Here is a 20,496-nt window from a genome sequence, read left to right as displayed (position 1 = left end):
ATTTAAAGATAAAATACGAAAATAAAAACAGTGGAGAAACACATGACAACGCATTTTGATTATATCTGTATCGGCGGCGGCAGTGGCGGCATTGCTTCAGCGAATCGTGCAGCCATGCACGGTGCAAAAGTCGCACTGATTGAAGCACAAGACTTAGGCGGAACCTGTGTCAATGTAGGTTGTGTCCCTAAAAAAGTAATGTGGCACGGTGCACAGGTTGCAGATGCAATGAATCTGTATGCGGAAGATTATGGCTTCGACGTTGATGTGAAAAGTTTTAGTTGGGCAAAAATGGTCGAGAGCCGTCAAGCCTATATTGGACGTATTCACCAATCCTATGACCGAGTTCTTGGTAACAACAAAGTAAACGTAATTCGCGGTTTTGCTACATTTGTTGATGAAAAAACCGTTGAAGTGAATGGTGAGCACTATACGGCTGATCATATCCTGATTGCTGTAGGTGGCCGTCCAACCATTCCAAACATTCCAGGTGCTGAACATGGTATCGACTCAAACGGCTTCTTCGATATTGTCGATCAACCTAAACGCGTTGCTGTTGTCGGCGCAGGTTATATTGCTGTTGAAATTGCAGGTGTATTGAATGCCCTTGGCACAGAGACCCACCTTTTTGTACGTAAAGAGTCTCCATTGCGCAGTTTTGATCCACTGATCATTAAAACCTTGGTGGAGGTAATGGAAGCGGAAGGGCCTAAACTTCATACTCACTCTATTCCAACCAAAGTGGTTAAAGAGTCGGATGAGAGCTTAACCTTGCACTTTGAAAATGGTTACACCCAAAATGTAGATACGCTGATCTGGGCAATTGGTCGTCATCCAGCGACTGATGCGATTAACCTAGGTGTTACGGGAGTTGCGACCAACGATAAAGGCTTCATCAAAGTGGACCCGTACCAAGAGACTAACGTGAAAGGCATCTACTGTGTCGGTGATATCATGGAAGGCGGCATTGAACTCACACCGGTTGCTGTTAAAGCAGCTCGTCTGCTCTCTGAGCGTCTGTTTAACAACCAGACCAATGCTAAGATGGATTACGACCTCGTTCCTACTGTCGTCTTCAGCCACCCACCAATCGGTACTATCGGTTTAACTGAACCTGAAGCCGTTGCACAATATGGTAAGGCGAACGTTAAGGTCTATACCTCGGGTTTTGCAGCTATGTACACAGCGGTAACCAAACATCGTCAGCCATGCCAAATGAAACTGGTTTGTGCAGGAGAAGATGAGAAAGTAGTCGGCCTTCACGGTATTGGATTTACCGTGGATGAGATGATTCAAGGTTTTGCCGTTGCAATGAAAATGGGTGCGACAAAAGCTGACTTTGACAGCGTAGTGGCTATCCACCCAACGGGCTCCGAAGAGTTTGTTACCATGAGATAAGCATTTGCTTAACGCATTAAAAAGGGTCACTTCATCTGATGAAGTGACCCTTTTTTATTGTGAGCGTTATTTTATTTAACACACACTACATTCAGTAGAGCGGCACTTTTTAGCTTAGTCGCCTGACCATCCATAAACATGCCTTGCTCGTTTTCGCCCCAATAAGGTAACTGTAATGGCCAACTCTCTTTTTCCATTCTTTTAGAGTCGCGTAACGTTCTCCACTGCTCAGTTGTCACCAGTGCCATATCGAATGATTGGCAGATTTTAGCAGCGGATAAAAAATCCTCTCGGCTCCAAGGAAGTTCGTGCTCCATATAAGTACGCTCCTTCTCTCCTGAGACAAAAGGTACTAAATACGTTCTTCCATCAATCACGGCCTGTCGGCGCACTTCCATATTACTCACGGTTTCCACTGCTTTCTCTTCCATCACTTCGGTCTCTTCCACTACCGGGATAACTTCAACCACTTCAACCACTTCAGTCTCGGCAACAACGGCAACCGCTTCAACACTCGCCACAACCTCAGTCTCAGCCTTTGCTTGAGGTTCAGGTTGAACTTCTGTAGATGCAGGGGCAACAATCGTTGGCTCTGGTTTCACTACCACAGCAGCAACAGTGGCCTCAGCAGCAACACTCTTAGCTTGTGGTTCGATGACAATCACATCACTCAGCTTCACTTCACGGATGAATGAATCTTTGAATATTCTGTTTTTTCGCAGTGCGGTCATATCACCCACCGCATTCTCATACGCTTTATAAGGCCCAACTAAACAGCGTTGATGACCTTTTGATGTTAGCTTCACACTGACCTTTTCAGACACTCGTAATTGAATACGAGCTAAATTTTTACTGCTCACGCCTTTTCGATACACGCCACATTGTAGCCAAAAATCACTGTTTTCATGTTTTGGTTTCATTTTCGCCCATAGGCCATTACCAATAGGGCACTCCGATGAGAGCAGTGATATGCCATTGTTTGTGGTTTCTGCGGTTTCGCAAGGAGGAACGAGTTGGCTGCTATTCGCTGAGACAGTGCTGCTGACTAGCAGAGATGCGGCCAGTAAGCTATGAGTAATAAAAGCAGTGACAAGCGTTTTTTTTATCTGAGTCATATGAGAGTTCTTATATGGATCTATTTAAAATAGATGAATAACAATCGACTACTCATCTTAGATCAAAAGTGAGAGATTTTGATATTTAAATAAAAAAATTGCCCATAATAATGGGCAATTTAGTGTTTATGTGAATCTTACCCCAATTAACCTTTATAGATTTTAGGATTAAATACATCTCTTAGCCAATCACCAAGCAGGTTAATTACCAAGACTAGGGTAACCAATACAATGCCAGGGAAAGCGGTAATCCACCAAGCGCCTGAAAATATATATTTAAAACCAATGCTAATCAAAGCGCCAAGAGAAGGCTGATCAACCGGCAAACCCAAGCCTAAGAAAGAAAGGGCGGCTTCCGACATAATGGCATTCGCCACCTGCACCGTTGAGATAACCAGTATTGGTGACAAACAGTTAGGGAGGATATGCCTGAACATAATTCGTCCCGCTTTAAATCCCATCACCTGAGCCGCTTCTACATACTCTTTTTTCTTCTCGGCTAATACTGATGCACGGATAGTACGAGCGTATTGTGGCCACTCTGCAATACCGATGATCACCACCAGCATAATGACCGCATACTCACTGAAGAACTCACTGCCAAAACTGGCTTTAAAGATGGCAGAAACAATGATCGCAACCATCATGGTAGAGAACGACAACTGAACATCGGCAAATCGCATCAAGAAGCTATCAACACGTCCACCAAAGTAACCAGCTGACAGACCGATCACTATGCCTAATAGTAACTGCACAGCAACCGCTAAGAAACCAATAGTAAGCGAGAGTCGTGAACCGTACAGAATCGTTGAAAAAATATCACGTCCTTGATCATCTGTTCCAAGTACGAATCGGCTATCACCCTCTTCCATCCATGATGGTGGAAGCTCCGAATCCATAATATCTATCGACGTGAGATCGTATGGGTTCGTAGGTGAGATCACTGGTGCTAGCACAGCAGCAAAGAAAAAAGTTAAAAAGACAGCCAGACTAAACATCGCGACTTTGTCTTTTAAGAAATAGTAAACAATGTCAGAATTTTTAATGCTTTCCCAACGAGTAGGAACGTGTGAAGAGGTTATCGTATTCATGCTTACGCTCCTTTACCAGTTAGATTAACTGTTGGGTTAATCAAGCCATATAACAGATCAACAATGGTATTTGTTACTACAAAAATTAATCCAACAAAAATTACATAAGCGGTGATTAATGGCGTATCGACACGGTTGATGGCTTCTAAAAATAGAAAACCGGTACCAGGCCACTGAAAAACAGTTTCAGTCAAAATGGTATAAGCTACCATAGTACCAATTTGAACCCCACCGACCGTAATCACAGGCAGCATGGTGTTTTTAAGCGCATGTTGATAGTAGATTTTGTTCATCGCAATGCCTTTAGCCGTTGCGAATTTAACGTATTCAGAGCTCAACGCTTCTAACATTTCAGAACGAACTAAACGAATAAACAGAGGCAGCATAATGGATGCTAAAGAGACACATGGAAGAATTAAGTGCAATAATCCGTCTTTAGTGAGAAATCCTGTTTCCCAACCTAAGACATTAACCGTTTCGCCACGTCCGTATGAAGGCAGCCAGTTAAGCTCAATCGAGAATAGGTACATCAGCAAAATGGCGGTTAAAAATACCGGAACTGAGATACCGACACTACTCAATGCCATGATGACTTTTGTACAGGTACTGTTTGGGTGTATGGCAGAGTAAACCCCTAGAGGTATAGAGACAAAAACGATAATAAGAGCCGCACCAAAAACGAGTTCTAATGTCGCCTCTAGTTTGTCAAAGATAACTTCAACCGCAGGTCTTTTAAAGAAATATGAGGTGCCAAGATCGCCTTGAACCGCATTGGTAATAAATCGACTGTATTTAGTCATGTAGGGATCATTGAGACCCAGTTCATCACGAAGAGTTTGACGCTCCTCCTCAGAAACAGATTGGCCTACTAACTCACGCAACGGGTCACCTAGGTTATCTTGGATAGCAAAAGCCACCAAACTGATCACAAACATCACTATCAGTGCCTGAAACAGGCGCTTGACCAGAAACGTAAACATTCCTTGTCTCCCAAAACTATGAAAAATTAAAACAGAGAGAAAATTGGCGTTTTCATCTAATGAAAATTTGATAAAAACGCCATGTACGAGTTACTTTTTTAACATCACTTATTTAACAACTAGGTCGCCAAAGTAAGGGAAGTTTAGAGCATTAACGATTGGTTCAACCTGTAGGCTAGACTTAGAGCCCCACGCTAGGTTCTGCCAATGAAGAGGAACAAACGCCGCTTCGTTATACAGAGTCGCTTCTACTTTTTGTAGCATCTCGCCACGCTTAGCAGGATCCGTCTCAGCATTTGCAGAGTTAACCAGGTTATCTACGTCAGTGTTTGAGTAGTGACCACAGTTATATGCGCCTTTACCAGTCTCTTCATTACGAGTCATGGTTAAGAATTCTGAGAAGTTTGCAGAATCTTCTGTATCTGAGTGCCAACCGATCATCATCATGTCTGCTGCACACTTATCAAACTCAGGCCAGTACTGTGCTTTAGGCATCGTCTTAAGGTCAACCTTAATACCAATCTTAGAAAGCATAGCCGCTGATGCTTGAGCGATTTGAGCATCGTTCACATAACGGTTGTTCGGTGCCATCATAGAAAGCTTAAAGCCATTCTCGTAGCCCGCTTCTTTCATTAACTGTTTTGCTTTTTTAAGGTCGTAACGAGGAACTAACTCTTCGCTATAGCCCGCGTAACCAGCAGGGCCCTGTTGACCAGCTGTGGTTGCAAAACCTTTCATGATTTTCTTAACGATACCTTCGTTATTAATCGCATGAACAATAGCTTGACGTACACGTACATCTTTTAGTGCAGGGTTGCTATCTTGGTTCATTTGGAAAGTGATAATACGAGTACCAGCTACTGTTGTCAGATCAATGTTTTTAGCGCCTTTAACACGCTTTTGATCATTTGGAGCAACCGGGTGAATCATATCCACATCGCCAGAAAGCAGTGCCGCTACTCGAGTGGCATTCTCTTTGATAGGAACCAGTGTTAACTTATCAACATTACCTGGAGATTGCTTATCCCAGTAGCCATCAAAGCGTTCAAATACGACTTTCACGCCTTGCTCACGAGAAGCGACAGTAAATGGACCAGTACCTGATACATTGGTTGATGCGTAAGAGCTACCGTGCTTCACGATTTCAGACTTATCTTTACCATCCATTTGCCCAGAATAGAACTTTTTATCCATTGGGAAAATGTAAGTGGCAGTCTGTAGAACCAATGGATACGGTTCAGATGATTTGATCTCTACCGTGTAGTCATCAACTTTGGTCATTTTTTCGTAAGGGGCAAAAATCCCTTTAAAGTCGCCCGAGCTTTTCAGACGGTCAAATGTCCAAATGACATCGTCAGCAGTTAGGCTGTTACCTGAGTGGAATTTAACCCCTTTACGTAGGTTAAAACGGAAAGTGGTTTCATCAACACGTTCCCACTTCTCAGCAATACGAGCTTCAAAGTCAAAAGTTTTTGTGAATCGCACTAACGGATCAAACAGCATATGTGACATCTGCAGAGTACCCCCTGACAGCTGCTCATGCGGATCCAGTGATACTGGATCGGCATCATAAGCAACCGTAATATCTGCTGCTGCAGCGCTAAAACTTAGGCCTGCAGCCATTAGAGCAATTGCTAGTTTGGTCTTTAAGGTTTTCATTGCATAACTCCTTATGCAGGGAGTGAACTCCCTTTCTGTTGTATTTTGTTATTATTGTAATACTCTCTAGATGAACCTACATCTAGAGCATAGGCGCGGCGTTAAGCCGATTCTAATTCAGTTCTAAGCCCTTTGAATTCCGGCATCAAAGAGACTAAATGTTTAGTATATTCATGCTGAGGATCCGTAAAGAGCTGCTCCGTTGGAGAAACCTCTAACAGTGTTCCTTGCTTCATCACCCCGATTCGGTCACAAACCTGACGAATAACAGGTAGATCGTGGCTAATAAACAGCATGGTTAAATTGAGTTCATCTTGCAGATCTTTCAATAAGTTCAATATCTGTGCTTGTACTGATACATCTAACGCTGACGTTGGCTCATCACATATTAATAGACGAGGTCGAGTCGCTAACGCACGAGCAATCGAAATTCGCTGACGTTGACCACCGGAGAATTCATGTGGGTACTTAACCCCCGCCATGCGACCCAAACCAACATGATCAAGCAGGTCATGGACGATTTGACGAATTTCAGCTTCAGAGCTCGCTAATTTATGAAAGCGGATCGGTTCAGAAATAATGTCGTAAATCTTCATTCTAGGGTTCATCGAGGTGTAGGGGTTTTGGAATACCATCTGCATCTGACGACGAATTGGACGTCGCTCTTTCTCAGACTTCAATGCTGTAAGATCCAGCCCTTCAAAGGTCACTTTCCCTTCATTTGGTGGATACAAACCCGCTATGACTCGGGCAATCGTTGATTTACCAGAACCCGACTCTCCCACTAAACCAAACGTTTCTCCTTCGTAGATTTCAAAGCTCACGTCATTGGACGCTTGCACAAATTCACGACGGCTTTCAAAAAAAGAGTCTTTGGTAATAAAACGTAAACTCACATTCTCCACGTTCAGTAGCGGACCAGTATAAGCTCGCTGATCTTCACTTTGACCTAACCAGTGACTTTTTATATCAATCTGCTGCATCTCATGAGCTTCTTCTATATAGCTCACTAAAGGGAAACGATCTAATTTTATGTCAGAACGAGGGACGGCGGAGATAAGGCTTCGTGTGTACTCATGATCAGGGTCACCCAATACTTTTTGCGTGTCGCCAAATTCAACCAAATCACCTCGGTACATAACCGCAACACGATCCGTTACATTAGAGACCACACCCATATCGTGAGTCACTAACATGCAACCAACATTCTTCTGAATACAAAGATCGCGAATCAGAGTCAAAATTTGGTCTTGAATAGAAACGTCTAGGGCGGTAGTTGGTTCATCAGCAATGATGAGATCAGGCTCACCAGAAAGTGCAATGGCAATAACCACACGCTGCCTCATGCCACCAGAAAATTGATGAGGGTACTGCTTAATACGTAAATGAGCTTCTGGAATACCCACTTGCTCCATCAAGATCAATGCTCGTTTTTTGGCCTCCTCTTCAGACACCTTTAAGTTTGCAATGATGGTTTCCGTTAACTGCTGCTCAACGGTAAACAGTGGATTTAAAGAGGTCATTGGATCTTGAAAGATAAACCCTATCTTAGAACCTCGAACCTTTCTCATCTCTTCAGTGGATAGACCGGAGATTTTTTCTCCGTCAAGAAATACATCACCATTAGCAATCACACCAGGAGGGCTTAATAGATCAATAACCGCATTCCCTACGGTCGACTTACCCGCTCCAGACTCTCCAACAACGCCAACAATTTCTCCGCGTTCAATAGAAAAAGAGAGTGACTTAACAGCGGCATGAACACCATGACGAGAAGGGTACTCAATACGAAGGTTTTTTACTTCCAATAACGACATTACCAGACCTCTACAACTTGCCAGTTTTCTGCCTTATTGGCAAAATCGATTCCATTCTTTACCAGACTTTTCTACTGATAAAATTCTCAGGCACTTAATTTGGCAAACATTTCACATAAAATCAACAAACAAAGGATAATAAACTACAAAAAGTAGATTTGTCGCATAAAAAACACGATTTAAGCACTTTAAGGCAATACTTATGCAGATACAATCTGAAAAACACCGCGGTAACACTGGCATATTTAACAAAAAACCTATAATCATGTAGTATTAATATAGAAAAGCAGTTATTACAACCACCCATCCGCACTAGTACGGGACTTAACACTTACCACCTTGGGGCTAACCCTCTCGATAATTGACCGGTGAAATGTAAAAAATGTAAGCGCCTTGTTGCTTATTTTTTTATTCCTTCGCGATCGTAAAAGCCCCGTCAAATAACGAGGCTCTCTAGGTAGTTCAAGTACCTATTTAGGTTCAAATTTTAGACAAAAAAAAGCCTCGTCATTAGACGAGGCTTCTTAAAAGTGGTCGGTGATGAGGGATTCGAACCCCCGACCCTCTGGTCCCAAACCAGATGCGCTACCAAACTGCGCTAATCACCGATGTTTTCAGAGTTAAACTCTGTATTTCGTTTTGATATTCAAAACAGGAAGCAAAGCTACCATTATTAATGGGGTGGCTAACGGGGTTTGAACCCGCGACAACCGGAATCACAATCCGGGACTCTACCAACTGAGCTATAGCCACCAAAATAAGTGGTCGGTGATGAGGGATTCGAACCCCCGACCCTCTGGTCCCAAACCAGATGCGCTACCAAACTGCGCTAATCACCGACGAATTTGTTACTTGAAGCTACGAAAGAGATGCACTATTAAACTGCGCTAATCTCCGACGTTTAAAATATGGGGTGGCTAACGGGGTTTGAACCCGCGACAACCGGAATCACAATCCGGGACTCTACCAACTGAGCTATAGCCACCAATGTACTTTTTTGCCAATGTTTTATCCGGATGGCGCGCCTGAAAGGATTCGAACCTTCGACCTTTGGCTCCGGAGGCCAACGCTCTATCCAGCTGAGCTACAGGCGCATGCCCTATCGGCGGAGTGGAATAATACGTAGTTCACTTACCTCCGTCTACTATTTTTTTAACTTTTTTTTCTGTTTGCCTTCTTTTTCAACGATCATTTTGTAATAAAGCATAGAAATAGTGACGGTAATGGTTWCTTGCAACAATTTAAGTCGATATAATCACTTACTGTTTACACGGAGTTAACTCGCTTTTTTTTACAGTTTAGGCGACTCTAAGTAAATAATTATAAATATAAACAAATGGAATCAGGCACCCGTTTAGGAGTGAAAAGTGAGCTTAATGGATAAACATCTACGCCGAGTAATCATAGCAACCGTTGCTGCATTAACATTTTCAACAGGCGCTATCGCCTCTGATATGTCTGATCAAGCCATTGCTGAAAGAATCAAACCTGTTGGTCAAGTCTATTTAGCGGGTAGTGAGCCTGTTTCTGATGAACCAGCGGGCCCAAGAACAGGTGAGCAAGTTTACAGCATGTTCTGTACTGCTTGTCATACTAGCGGTTTAGCCGGTGCTCCAATCAGCCAAGACGCTGCAGCATGGGCACCTCGTATTGCTCAGGGTAATGATGTACTAAAAGATCACGCAATCAATGGCTTTAATGCTATGCCTGCTAAAGGATCGTGCATGGATTGTAGTGACGACGAGATTGTGGCTGCTATTAACCACATGATTGAAGGCCTATAAAGAGACATGCCTAAAACGTGAAAGGTTGACACTATGGGTCAACCTTTCATCTATTACTACTTTTTAAACATCGCCCTTAGATTAGCAATGTGAGCTTGCCCTTTCTCCATCCTCTCCTCTTTACTTTGCGGCTTCTTCTGACTCTCCCAATCAAGATCATCATGAGGCAACTCCTCTAAGAATCGACTCGGATCTGGTTTTATCAATTCACCATACTGTCGACGCTCTTTACATAAAGTAAAGGTGAGCTCTTTTTGGGCCCGAGTAATACCCACGTAGGTTAATCGACGTTCCTCTTCGATATTATCCTCATCAATACTCGTTTGATGCGGTAAGATACCCTCTTCAGCGCCGATTAAATAGACATAAGGAAACTCTAAACCTTTAGAGGCATGCAGAGTCATTAGTTGAACCTGATCAGCATCTTCATCATCTTCTCCTCGCTCCATCATGTCACGGAGAGTAAGGCGTTGAACCACCTCTTTGAGGCTTTTGACCTCTTTGTCATAATTGTCCCCCTCTAAGTCAGCAACAATCCACTTATAGAGTTCAGAGACATTCTTCATTCTCATCTCAGCAGCTTTCGCACTGGTTGAGGTTTCATACAGCCAATCTTCGTAATTAATATCCCGAACCAGTGCACGTACCGCATCAACGGTATCTCCTCGTTCAGCATTTTCCGATAAAATGACAATCCATTTGGTAAAACGCCGTAGCGCATCCAAACCTCGACCAGATAATGTCTGCTCTAAACCCATTTCAAAGCTCGCTTCAAACAAACTTTTTCCTCGCATATTGGCATAGCTACCTAACTTTTCTAAGGTAGTCGGCCCAATTTCTCGTCGTGGCGTATTCACCACACGTAAAAAAGCGTTGTCATCATCCTGATTGGTTAACAGACGCAAGTAAGCCATGATGTCTTTAATCTCAGCACGTGCAAAAAATGAGGTGCCGCCAGAGATCTTATAGGGGATTCGGTTTTGCATCAGCGCCCGTTCTAAAAGACGCGACTGGTGATTGCCTCGATAGAGAATGGCGTAATCTTTATGCTGAGTTCGATTCATAAAGCGGTGTGCAATCATTTCACCCACCACTCGCTCAGCTTCATGATCTTCATTTTTTGCGGTTAATACTTTTATCTGCTCTCCGTCTGGGATCTCTGAAAAAAGCTTCTTTTCAAATACATGAGGATTATTGGCAATTAAGATATTGGCTGCGCGAAGAATTCGACTGGTTGAACGATAGTTCTGTTCAAGCTTTACCACCCGTAAATTAGGATAATCTTCGTTTAATAGCACTAAGTTTTGCGGCCTGGCCCCACGCCAAGAGTAGATAGATTGATCATCATCCCCCACTACCGTTAAGCGGCCTCGCTCACCCACAAGCAATTTAACCATCTCATACTGACTGGTATTGGTATCTTGATACTCATCCACCAGCAAGTATCGTATTTTCCCCTGCCAACGCTCTCGCACCTCTTGATTGGCTTTTAACAACTGTACTGGTAATGAGATCAGGTCGTCAAAATCTAAGGCGTTATAAGCTTTCATTTGTGTTTGATAAAGCTGATAACAGTGAGCAAATAATTGGTCTTGTTCGGACTGAGCTGCGCCTTTTACTTGCTGTGCTGTCAGCATGTCATTTTTCCAGTTGGAGATAGCACTCATTAACTGACGAAGTAGATCTTTATCGCCATCAATTTTCTTCTCAGTTAACTCCTTGAGCAACGCCATCTGATCTTGATCATCAAACAGTGAAAATCCCGCTTTCAGTCCGAGTACTTTATATTCACGTCGAATGATATCAAGACCTAGAGAGTGAAAAGTCGACACCATCAAACCACGAGCTTCTTGCTTATTTAGGGTCTGTCCGACACGCTCTTTCATCTCTCGAGCCGCTTTATTGGTGAAGGTAACAGCAGCGATATTTCTCGCCTTATAACCACACTCTTGAACTAAATAAGCAATTTTATTAGTAATCACTCTCGTCTTACCTGAGCCCGCTCCGGCAAGAACTAAGCAGGGGCCAGAGACATAATTAACGGCTTCATTTTGACGAGGGTTGAGCTTCATGAGGAGTCCTAAGAAAATAACAACAAACAGCAGCAAGGCGAAAATACTAACTATAATATTAGCCGACTACTAGTGAAAGTTTACTTCACGGAACAAAGAAAACCTTGCAGCTTTCTGCTAACCAGACGATAATGAATGAACGTTCATTTTTTAATTGGTATGATGGATAAAAGACAGCGAATACTCGATGCAACTAAACAGTTACTCTCTGAACATGGATTCCAAGGGATCTCTATGCAGTTAGTGGCGAAAAAAGCAGATGTCGCCGCAGGCACTATTTATCGCTACTTCAGCGATAAAGAGGATTTGATTGAGCAGTTAAAAGTGGAAACCTTAACCCAAGCCGCCAAAGCGATTCAAAAAGGTGTCGACAATGATATGCCTTTGAAAGAAAGATACAGTATGATATTCCTAAATATCTGGAATCTGGCGTCAAAAGATGGCAACCTGCTGCTTAATCGCAATCAATACGAGTGTTTACCGAAAAAAGATTCCTGCAAATTCAGGGAACTAGAACGCAGTTTGTTTGCCCAAGTAGAACAACTATATTCTGAAGGAAAAGAAGAGGGAATTTTTAAACCTTTAGATAATGAAATTTTAATCGGACTTAGCTTAGAAGTGAGCATTATTTTAGCTCGTAAGCATGTTCAAGGGTTTTATCAGTTAGATTCAACAGCATTACAAAATGCGATTGATGCTAGCTGGGATGCAATAATTTTACATTAACTTCGGAGTTACAAAATCAAATGAAAAAGCGCCCCCTACTTTGGAGCTTGGTCATGTTAATCATCGCTGTGTTGTTATTTGGCAGTGTTATTGGCTTTAACATGTTCAAACAGAAGAAAATCGCCGAGTACATGGCAAACATGCCAGAGCCTGAATTTCCCGTAACGGCAGTTGATGTGAAAACAGTCGATTGGATTCCTGCTATTGAAGCTATTGGCTTTATTGAACCTAATCAAGGTGTAAACATCTCAACGGAAGTCAATGGTGTGATTAAAAATATCGCATTTGAATCTGGCAACCAAATTACTAAAGGTGACCCAATCATCTCTTTAGATTCAGAAGTTGAGAAAGCAAATTTAAAAAGTGCGCAAGCTAAAATGCCTGCCATTAAAGCCAAATTCAAGCGCTACCAAGGCCTGTATAAAAAAGGCTCGGTGTCTAAAGAAGCACTGGATGAAGCAGAGTCTAATTTCCACTCGTTAACGGCTGAAATTGAAGGATTGAAAGCCACGATTGCTCGCCGTGAAATTAAAGCGCCGTTCTCCGGTATTATCGGTTTACGAAATGTATTTTTGGGCCAGTACATACAATCCGGTGATGACATAGTTCGTTTAGAAGATACCAGCCTAATGCGCCTTCGTTTTACGATTCCACAAACGGACATCTCTAAAATAACCCTTGGTCAAGAAGTCGATATCTTTGTTGATGCTTACCCTGAAAGTCCATTTAAAGGATCTATCAGCGCTATCGAACCTGCAGTAAATTACCAAAGTGGCTTGATACAGATACAAGCTGACATCCCAAACAATGACGGTCAACTTCGTTCTGGAATGTTTGCTCGTGCGCATGTGATCTTACCCACCATTAAAGATCAAATCACACTGCCACAAACCGCTATCACATTCACACTTTACGGCGATAACGTTTATGTCATCTCAGAAGAAGAGGGTGTACAACGCGTACGACAACATGTTGTGAAAATTGGCGAACGCATTAAAGACATTGCTCATATCTTAGAGGGTGTAGACGTTGGAGATAAGATCGTGACTTCAGGTCAAGTTCGTCTAAGTAATGGTGCTAAAGTGAAAATTGTTGAAAGCGATGCTCTCAATGCCCCTGCTGAAACACCAATGCTGTAACCGGAGGACGTATGCGTTTTACTGATATTTTCATTAAACGTCCTGTTTTAGCGGTATCGATTAGCTTCTTAATTGCGTTGCTTGGATTTCAAGCCATCTTTAAGATGCAAGTTCGTGAATACCCAGACATGACAAATACTGTCGTTACTGTAACAACAAGTTATTACGGCGCCAGTGCGGATCTTATTCAAGGTTTCATCACTCAACCCCTAGAGCAAGCGGTTGCTCAAGCGGATAACATTGACTATATGACTTCAGCCAGTGTGCTTGGTAAATCAACCATCACTGTCAACATGAAGTTAAATACTGACCCGAATGCGGCGTTGGCGGATATTCTTGCAAAAACCAACTCGGTACGATCACAACTACCAAAAGAGTCTGAAGACCCGACAGTAACTATGTCGACAGGCTCTACAACGGCTGTGCTCTATATTGGTTTTACCAGCGATGAGTTGTCCTCAAGTCAGATTACTGATTATCTTGAGCGAGTGATCAATCCGCAATTATTTACGGTTAATGGTGTCTCCAAAGTTGATCTTTATGGTGGTATGAAATACGCGCTTCGAGTTTGGTTAGACCCAGCTAAGATGGCGGCATTTGATCTTACGGCAACCGATGTTATGGGTGTTCTAAACGCCAACAACTATCAGTCTGCTACTGGACAAGCTACTGGGGAGTTTGTTGTTTATAACGGCAGCGCTGACACCCAAGTAAGCAACACTGATGAATTAGAAAAATTAGTGGTGTCGTCTGAGAAAGGTAAAGTGATCCGTTTAGGTAACATTGCCAAAGTAAATCTTGAGAAGAGTCACGATGTTTATCGTGCAAGTGCCAATGGACAAGAGGCCGTGGTTGCTGCTATCAACGCGGCTCCAAGCGCTAACCCTATAAATATTGCTGCTGATGTTATGGAGCTTCTTCCTGAATTAGAAAGAAACATGCCAAATAACATCAAGATGAATATTATGTATGACTCAACGATTGCCATCAATGAGTCAATACAAGAGGTAATAAAGACCATTGTAGAAGCGGCATTGATTGTATTGATCGTTATTACGCTGTTCTTAGGCTCACTGCGAGCAGTATTAATCCCAATTATTACGATCCCACTATCCTTAATCGGTGTTGCATTGGTTATGCAGATGTTTGGTTTCTCTTGGAACTTAATGACACTGTTGGCGATGGTTCTGGCGATTGGACTGGTGGTTGATGATGCCATCGTTGTATTGGAAAACGTCGATCGACACATTAAATTGGGTGAATCACCTTTTCGCGCAGCGATTATAGGTACTCGTGAAATTGCGGTTCCGGTCATTGCTATGACACTCACATTGGGTGCGGTATATGCTCCAATTGCAATGATGGGTGGTATTACAGGTTCACTATTTAAAGAGTTTGCTCTAACGCTAGCTGGTGCAGTATTTGTATCCGGTATCATTGCATTAACACTCTCCCCTATGATGTGTTCTGTGATGCTGCAAGCAAATGCTAAACCAAGTAAATTTGAAACCGTCGTCCATAACTTTCTCGATCGCATGACCAATCGATATGAAAAAATGCTGAACGCGGTAATGTTACATCGTCCAGTATTCATTGTATTTGCTGTGATCGTATTTGCCAGTCTTCCACTTCTATTCAAGTTCATTCCAAGTGAGCTCGCACCATCTGAAGATAAAGGCGTGGTGATGATGATGGGTACTGCACCATCAAACGCTAACCTTGATTTCATTCAGGCGGGCATGAACAAAGTTGATCAGTTGCTGATTGAGCAAGATGAAATTGCCTTTGCTCAGATTTTCTCTGGTGTACCGAATTCAAACCAAGCGTTCGGTATTGCGTCTATGGTTCCTTGGAGTGAGCGAGAAGCAAGTCAGGCTGAAATCACAAAACGTGTCTCAGAATTAGTAAAAGAGATACCTGAAGTATCAGTGACCGCATTCCAAATGGCAGAACTACCAGGAGCGGGTTCTGGTCTTCCGATTCAGTTTGTTATCACAACCCCGAATAACTTTGAAAGCTTATTCCAAGTAGCCAGCGATGTGTTAACCGGCGTGAAAACCAGCCCACTGTTTGTCTACTCTGATCTCGATCTGAATTACGATTCAGCCACTATGAAGATCAATATCGACAAAGACAAAGCGGGGGCTTACGGCGTGACCATGCAAGATATCGGTATTACCTTAGGTACGATGATGTCAGATGGTTATGTTAACCGTATTGACCTTAATGGTCGTTCGTATGAGGTCATTCCTCAAGTAGAGCGTAAATATCGCTTAAACCCTGAATCAATGAAAGGCTACTATGTTCGTGCCGCTAATGGAGAGTCGATTCCTCTAGGCAGTTTAATTAAGATTGATGTTGTCGCTGAGCCTCGTGCACTGCCACACTTTAATCAGCTAAACTCAGCGACCGTTGGCGCAGTTCCTTCGCCTACCGTTGCTATGGGTGATGCCATTAACTGGTTTAATACCGTTGCGGTCGACAAGCTACCCAATGGTTACAGTTATGACTTTATGGGTGAAGCTCGCCAATACGTTACTGAAGGGAATGCGCTATACACAACCTTTGCACTGGCATTAGCAATTATCTTCTTGGTTTTAGCTATTCAGTTCGAATCATTACGAGACCCATTAGTTATTCTCGTCTCTGTACCACTGGCCATTTGTGGTGCTTTAATTGCACTTGCATGGGGTGCAGCTACAATGAATATTTACTCCCAGGTCGGTTTGATCACCTTAATTGGTTTAATCACCAAACACGGTATCTTGATTTGTGAAGTGGCTAAAGAGGAGCAGTTGCACCATCAGAAAGACCGTATTGCGGCAGTAACCGAAGCGGCTAAAGTGCGTTTACGCCCAATCCTGATGACTACTGCGGCAATGATTGCAGGTTTGATTCCTCTAATGTACGCGTCTGGTGCTGGTGCAGCTCAACGCTTTAGTATCGGAGTTGTTATTGTATCCGGTCTGGCTATTGGTACGGTGTTTACCCTGTTTGTATTACCGGTGATCTACAGCTACTTAGCCAGTATACACAAGCCTCTACCTATTTTTGTTGAAGACAAAGAACTGGAGAAGTTGGCACGTGTCGATGAAGCTCGGTTAGCAATGAAAGAGAATAGAGCAGAGTCTTAATTTCTCACTCTATGAATAAAAAGCTGCTTCGGCAGCTTTTTTATTGTTAAATAGAGCCAGAAAATTGATAAGGAGTTAACGATGTTTGATCCAAAGAAATTAGAACAGATGGCAAAGCAGATACATGACTCTATGCCAAAACCAGTCAAAGAGCTTGGTGCTGATGTAGAACAGAAAGTAAAACAAGTGATTCAAGGCCAGTTAGGCAAACTTGATGTTGTCAGCCGAGAAGAGTTTGATGTACAGACACAAGTACTGTTAAGAACGCGTCAAAAGCTGACTGAAATGGAAAAGAAACTGGCAGAGCTCGAAGAAAAGCTCTCTTAATGTTATCTCTGCGCTATATTGATACAAAAAAGCCCAGCTACTTAGCTGGGCTTTGTCTATCTAGTATGTGCTAACCATTAACCGCCTACTGCGATGGTTTTCATGTCCGTCATGTAACCACGAAGCTCTGCACCAATTTTTTCAACAGGGTGATTACGAAGTGCTTCATTAACAGCAATCAGTTTTGCATTATCTGCAGCGTTACCTTGCTCAGCAAGACCACGACCAATCACATCGGTTTCAACACTTGGCATAAACTTTTCACGAAGAAGAGGTGTAGCCACGTTTGCGAACAGGTAGTTACCATATTCAGCAGTATCAGAAATAACCACGTTCATCTCATATAGACGTTTACGAGCAACGGTGTTTGCAATCAATGGAAGCTCATGCAGTGACTCATAGTAAGCTGACTCATCAATAATGCCAGAAGCCGTCATAGCTTCGAATGCCAGTTCAACACCCGCACGAACCATTGCAACCATTAAGATGCCATTATCAAAATACTCTTGCTCTGAAATTTCAATATCGCTTTCAGGGTATTGCTCGAATTGGGTTTCGCCCGTCTCTTCACGCCAGCCTAAAAGGTTCTTATCGTCCGCAGCCCAGTCAGCCATCATTCCTGAAGAGAATGCACCAGAGATGATGTCATCCATATGTTTATTATACAGTGGACGCATTAAGTCTTTAAGCTCTTCTGAAAGGTCAAACGCCTTAACTTTAGCTGGGTTAGATAGGCGATCCATCATGTGTGTCACACCGCCAAACTTAAGCGCTTCTGTTACTGTCTCCCAACCGTACTGAAGAAGTTTACCTGCGTATCCTGCTTCAATACCATCAGCAATCATTTTTTCATAACATACGATAGAACCTGCTTGCAGCATGCCACAAAGAATGGTCTGCTCACCCATAAGGTCAGATTTTACTTCAGCAACAAATGAAGACTCTAGAACACCTGCGCGATGTCCGCCTGTACCTGCTGCCCATGCTTTAGCAATCTCAAGTCCATCACCTTGTGGATCATTTTCAGGGTGAACTGCGATAAGTGTTGGAACACCAAAACCACGTTTGTACTCTTCACGTACCTCTGTGCCTGGGCACTTAGGAGCAACCATAACAACGGTAAGGTCTTTACGGATTTGCATGCCTTCTTCAACAACATTAAAACCGTGTGAGTAACCTAATGTTGCTCCCTGCTTCATTAACGGCATCACCGCTTTCACAACGTCAGTGTGCTGCTTATCAGGAGTCAGGTTAACCACTAAATCTGCTTGAGGAATAAGATCTTCATAACTACCGACAACAAATCCGTTATCACTCGCATTTTTGAAAGATTGACGTTTCTCATCAATTGCCGCTTGGCGTAAAGCATAAGAGACATCCAGACCAGAGTCGCGCATGTTCAAACCTTGGTTCAAACCTTGAGCACCACAGCCAACAATAACCACTTTTTTACCTTTAAGGTAGTCGGCTTCTGCTGCAAACTCAGAGCGATCCATAAAACGACAACGACCAAGTTGGTCTAGCTGCTCACGCAAATTTAGAGTATTAAAGTAGTTATTAGACATAGGTTGAACTCCGTAAAATATATTCCATTTAGTTGATACGTTTTGTATCGATGAGTTGATACTAATTGAGACAATCAATTGCTTAAAGTGTTATATTTACAACCTCACGTTGCAAAAAATGCAAGTATAAATATAAGGCCGCCATGAACCAGAAGTTACTGCATATGTTTATCCATATTTGTGAAAGCAAAAGCTTCAGCAAAACAGCCATTGCTATGCATATTAGCCCCTCAGCACTAAGTCGCCAAGTTCAGAAATTAGAGGAAGATATAGGTCAATCTGTGTTTGTTAGGGATAACCGCAGCGTCGAGCTGACCGATGCCGGAAAAAAGCTATTACCCGTCGCACTTCATATGCTCTCAGAGTGGCATCGATTAAAAACCAACCTCTCTAGCCAAGATACATTACTTACTGGTGAACTTCATATTTTTTGTTCCGTTACAGCAAGCTATAGTCACCTTCCTGAGTTGTTAAGTAATTTCCGCATACACTATCCACAAATTGAAATAAAGCTCTCTACGGGCGATCCAGCGCAAGCAATCGGTATGATATTACAAGATGGTGCGGACATTGCTATCTCCGCCAAACCGAATGTATTACCGAATAAGCTCTCTTTCAAAACCATTGGTCATATTCCACTGTCTGTCATCGTGCCTAACGGTATTAGCAGCTTTGCCAAAGAGCTACAACAAAACCCAGTTGACTGGAGTAAGGTTCCATTTATTGTTCCAGAAGAAGGGACAGCAAGAGAGAGGGTAAACACCTGGTTTAAGGAGCGAAAAATCAAACCTACAATCTACGCTCAAGTGTCTGGTCATGAAGCAATTGTTAGTATGGTAGCTCTTGGTTGTGGGGTAGGAATTGCACCCGATGTCGTCATCAATAACAGTCCTGTTAAAGAAAAAGTAACTCGGGTAGACGCCATTAGTATTGAAGGGTTTGATCTCGGGGTCTGTTGTAAGCAGTCACAGCTACAAAATCCGCTGGTTGATGCCTTCTGGAATTTAGTCGAAAATTGATTTACCTCAGAACGCAAAAAGGCCACCTATTAAGGTGGCCTTTTTGACTGAATTAGAGCCTAGTAATGTCCTACTCTCACATGGGGAAACCCCACACTACCATCGGCGCTACTGCGTTTCACTTCTGAGTTCGGCAAGGAATCAGGTGGGTCCACAGCGCTAAGGTCACTAAGCAAAATCTTTAAACTGGTGCTGATACCCAGACTCGAACTGGGGACCTCACCCTTACCAAGGGTGCGCTCTACCGGGCTGAGCTATATCAGCGAATACAGAGAAAATCTGAACCTAAGTTCAGATTCTCATAAATTTGAAGCCTGGCGATGTCCTACTCTCACATGGGGAAACCCCACACTACCATCGGCGCTACTGCGTTTCACTTCTGAGTTCGGCAAGGGATCAGGTGGGTCCACAGCGCTAAGGTCGCCAAGCAAATTCTTACAATTCGGAAAGGTCTTAGCAATCGACTAAATCTTAAAGTTTCTCAAAACACACTTAAGCGCTCATCTTATTTGAATCCGAACAAAACCACTTGGGTGTTGTATGGTTAAGCCTCACGGGCAATTAGTACCAGTTAGCTCAATGCCTCGCAGCACTTACACACCTGGCCTATCAACGTTGTAGTCTCCAACAACCCTTTAGGACGCTTAAAGCGTCAGGGATGACTCATCTC

At 42.9% G+C, this 20,496-nt stretch carries 14 protein-coding genes, 6 tRNA genes and 3 rRNA genes; 7 read left to right on the top strand and 16 right to left on the bottom strand.

Features of this window, described 5'->3' with window-relative positions; translation table 11 throughout:
* The first annotated feature begins 42 nt into the window (after positions 1–42).
* Complete coding sequence (gene gorA, locus L4C32_RS11830; RefSeq protein WP_428197082.1) at positions 43–1,398, top strand: glutathione-disulfide reductase; 1,356 nt, start codon at positions 43–45, stop codon at positions 1,396–1,398.
* Positions 1,399–1,469: 71 nt separating this feature from the next.
* Here gorA and L4C32_RS11825 read toward each other — a convergent pair whose 3' ends face one another.
* The 10 genes from L4C32_RS11825 to L4C32_RS11780 all read right to left on the bottom strand — a co-directional run bounded on the left by L4C32_RS11825 (position 1,470) and on the right by L4C32_RS11780 (position 9,154).
* Positions 1,470–2,513, bottom strand: a complete 1,044-nt coding sequence (locus L4C32_RS11825; protein ID WP_428197081.1) for an SPOR domain-containing protein — start codon at positions 2,511–2,513, stop codon at positions 1,470–1,472.
* Between the two features lie 146 nt (positions 2,514–2,659).
* Positions 2,660–3,604, bottom strand: coding sequence for an ABC transporter permease (locus L4C32_RS11820; RefSeq protein ID WP_428197080.1), 945 nt, complete (start codon positions 3,602–3,604; stop codon positions 2,660–2,662).
* 2 nt (positions 3,605–3,606) lie between these two features.
* Complete coding sequence (locus tag L4C32_RS11815) at positions 3,607–4,584, bottom strand: ABC transporter permease (RefSeq protein ID WP_428197079.1); 978 nt, start codon at positions 4,582–4,584, stop codon at positions 3,607–3,609.
* Between the two features lie 108 nt (positions 4,585–4,692).
* Positions 4,693–6,243 (bottom strand): ABC transporter substrate-binding protein, encoded by a 1,551-nt coding sequence (locus L4C32_RS11810; protein WP_428197078.1) that lies wholly within the window; start codon positions 6,241–6,243, stop codon positions 4,693–4,695.
* A gap of 101 nt (positions 6,244–6,344) precedes the next feature.
* Positions 6,345–8,060, bottom strand: a complete 1,716-nt coding sequence (locus L4C32_RS11805) for a dipeptide ABC transporter ATP-binding protein (protein ID WP_428197077.1) — start codon at positions 8,058–8,060, stop codon at positions 6,345–6,347.
* Positions 8,061–8,591: 531 nt separating this feature from the next.
* Positions 8,592–8,668 (bottom strand) — tRNA-Pro (locus L4C32_RS11800).
* Between the two features lie 69 nt (positions 8,669–8,737).
* Positions 8,738–8,813 (bottom strand) — tRNA-His (locus L4C32_RS11795).
* A 9-nt stretch (positions 8,814–8,822) separates the two neighbouring features.
* Positions 8,823–8,899: transfer RNA gene (locus tag L4C32_RS11790), tRNA-Pro, on the bottom strand.
* Positions 8,900–8,969: 70 nt separating this feature from the next.
* A tRNA-His gene (locus tag L4C32_RS11785) sits at positions 8,970–9,045 on the bottom strand.
* 32 nt (positions 9,046–9,077) lie between these two features.
* Positions 9,078–9,154 (bottom strand) — tRNA-Arg (locus tag L4C32_RS11780).
* A 282-nt stretch (positions 9,155–9,436) separates the two neighbouring features.
* Between L4C32_RS11780 and L4C32_RS11775 the strand changes: the two genes are divergently transcribed.
* Entirely contained in the window at positions 9,437–9,844 is a 408-nt protein-coding gene (locus tag L4C32_RS11775; protein WP_428197076.1) for a c-type cytochrome, read from the top strand.
* Between the two features lie 56 nt (positions 9,845–9,900).
* On the opposite strand, the gene rep is transcribed toward L4C32_RS11775, so the two are convergent.
* Positions 9,901–11,916: a DNA helicase Rep gene (rep, locus tag L4C32_RS11770; protein ID WP_428197075.1), complete on the bottom strand. Its 2,016-nt coding sequence runs from the start codon at positions 11,914–11,916 to the stop codon at positions 9,901–9,903.
* Positions 11,917–12,051: 135 nt separating this feature from the next.
* Between rep and L4C32_RS11765 the strand changes: the two genes are divergently transcribed.
* The 4 genes from L4C32_RS11765 (at position 12,052) to ubiK (ending at position 17,242) form a co-directional block, all read left to right on the top strand.
* Positions 12,052–12,642 (top strand): TetR/AcrR family transcriptional regulator, encoded by a 591-nt coding sequence (locus tag L4C32_RS11765; protein ID WP_428197074.1) that lies wholly within the window; start codon positions 12,052–12,054, stop codon positions 12,640–12,642.
* 20 nt (positions 12,643–12,662) lie between these two features.
* Positions 12,663–13,781: an efflux RND transporter periplasmic adaptor subunit gene (locus L4C32_RS11760; protein ID WP_428197073.1), complete on the top strand. Its 1,119-nt coding sequence runs from the start codon at positions 12,663–12,665 to the stop codon at positions 13,779–13,781.
* An 11-nt stretch (positions 13,782–13,792) separates the two neighbouring features.
* Entirely contained in the window at positions 13,793–16,915 is a 3,123-nt protein-coding gene (locus L4C32_RS11755) for a multidrug efflux RND transporter permease subunit (protein WP_428197072.1), read from the top strand.
* Positions 16,916–16,996: 81 nt separating this feature from the next.
* Positions 16,997–17,242, top strand: a complete 246-nt coding sequence (gene ubiK / locus L4C32_RS11750) for a ubiquinone biosynthesis accessory factor UbiK (RefSeq protein ID WP_428197071.1) — start codon at positions 16,997–16,999, stop codon at positions 17,240–17,242.
* A gap of 77 nt (positions 17,243–17,319) precedes the next feature.
* On the opposite strand, the gene ilvC is transcribed toward ubiK, so the two are convergent.
* Positions 17,320–18,807 (bottom strand): ketol-acid reductoisomerase, encoded by a 1,488-nt coding sequence (ilvC, locus tag L4C32_RS11745; RefSeq protein ID WP_428197070.1) that lies wholly within the window; start codon positions 18,805–18,807, stop codon positions 17,320–17,322.
* 143 nt (positions 18,808–18,950) lie between these two features.
* Here ilvC and ilvY point away from each other — a divergent pair, with 143 nt between their 5' ends.
* Entirely contained in the window at positions 18,951–19,826 is an 876-nt protein-coding gene (gene ilvY, locus L4C32_RS11740; protein WP_428197069.1) for an HTH-type transcriptional activator IlvY, read from the top strand.
* A gap of 57 nt (positions 19,827–19,883) precedes the next feature.
* On the opposite strand, the gene rrf (L4C32_RS11735) is transcribed toward ilvY, so the two are convergent.
* The 4 genes from rrf (L4C32_RS11735) to L4C32_RS11720 form a co-directional block, all read right to left on the bottom strand.
* A 5S ribosomal RNA gene (gene rrf, locus L4C32_RS11735) occupies positions 19,884–19,999 on the bottom strand.
* 14 nt (positions 20,000–20,013) lie between these two features.
* Positions 20,014–20,090: transfer RNA gene (locus L4C32_RS11730), tRNA-Thr, on the bottom strand.
* A gap of 48 nt (positions 20,091–20,138) precedes the next feature.
* Positions 20,139–20,254 (bottom strand): 5S ribosomal RNA (rrf, locus tag L4C32_RS11725).
* A gap of 112 nt (positions 20,255–20,366) precedes the next feature.
* Positions 20,367–20,496, bottom strand: a 23S ribosomal RNA gene (locus tag L4C32_RS11720); the annotation flags it as partial.

It is taken from the genome of Aliivibrio kagoshimensis, from assembly GCF_050337105.1.
In the GTDB taxonomy this organism is placed as follows: domain Bacteria; phylum Pseudomonadota; class Gammaproteobacteria; order Enterobacterales; family Vibrionaceae; genus Aliivibrio_A; species Aliivibrio_A kagoshimensis.
This window is presented reverse-complemented; position numbering and strand designations above follow the sequence as displayed.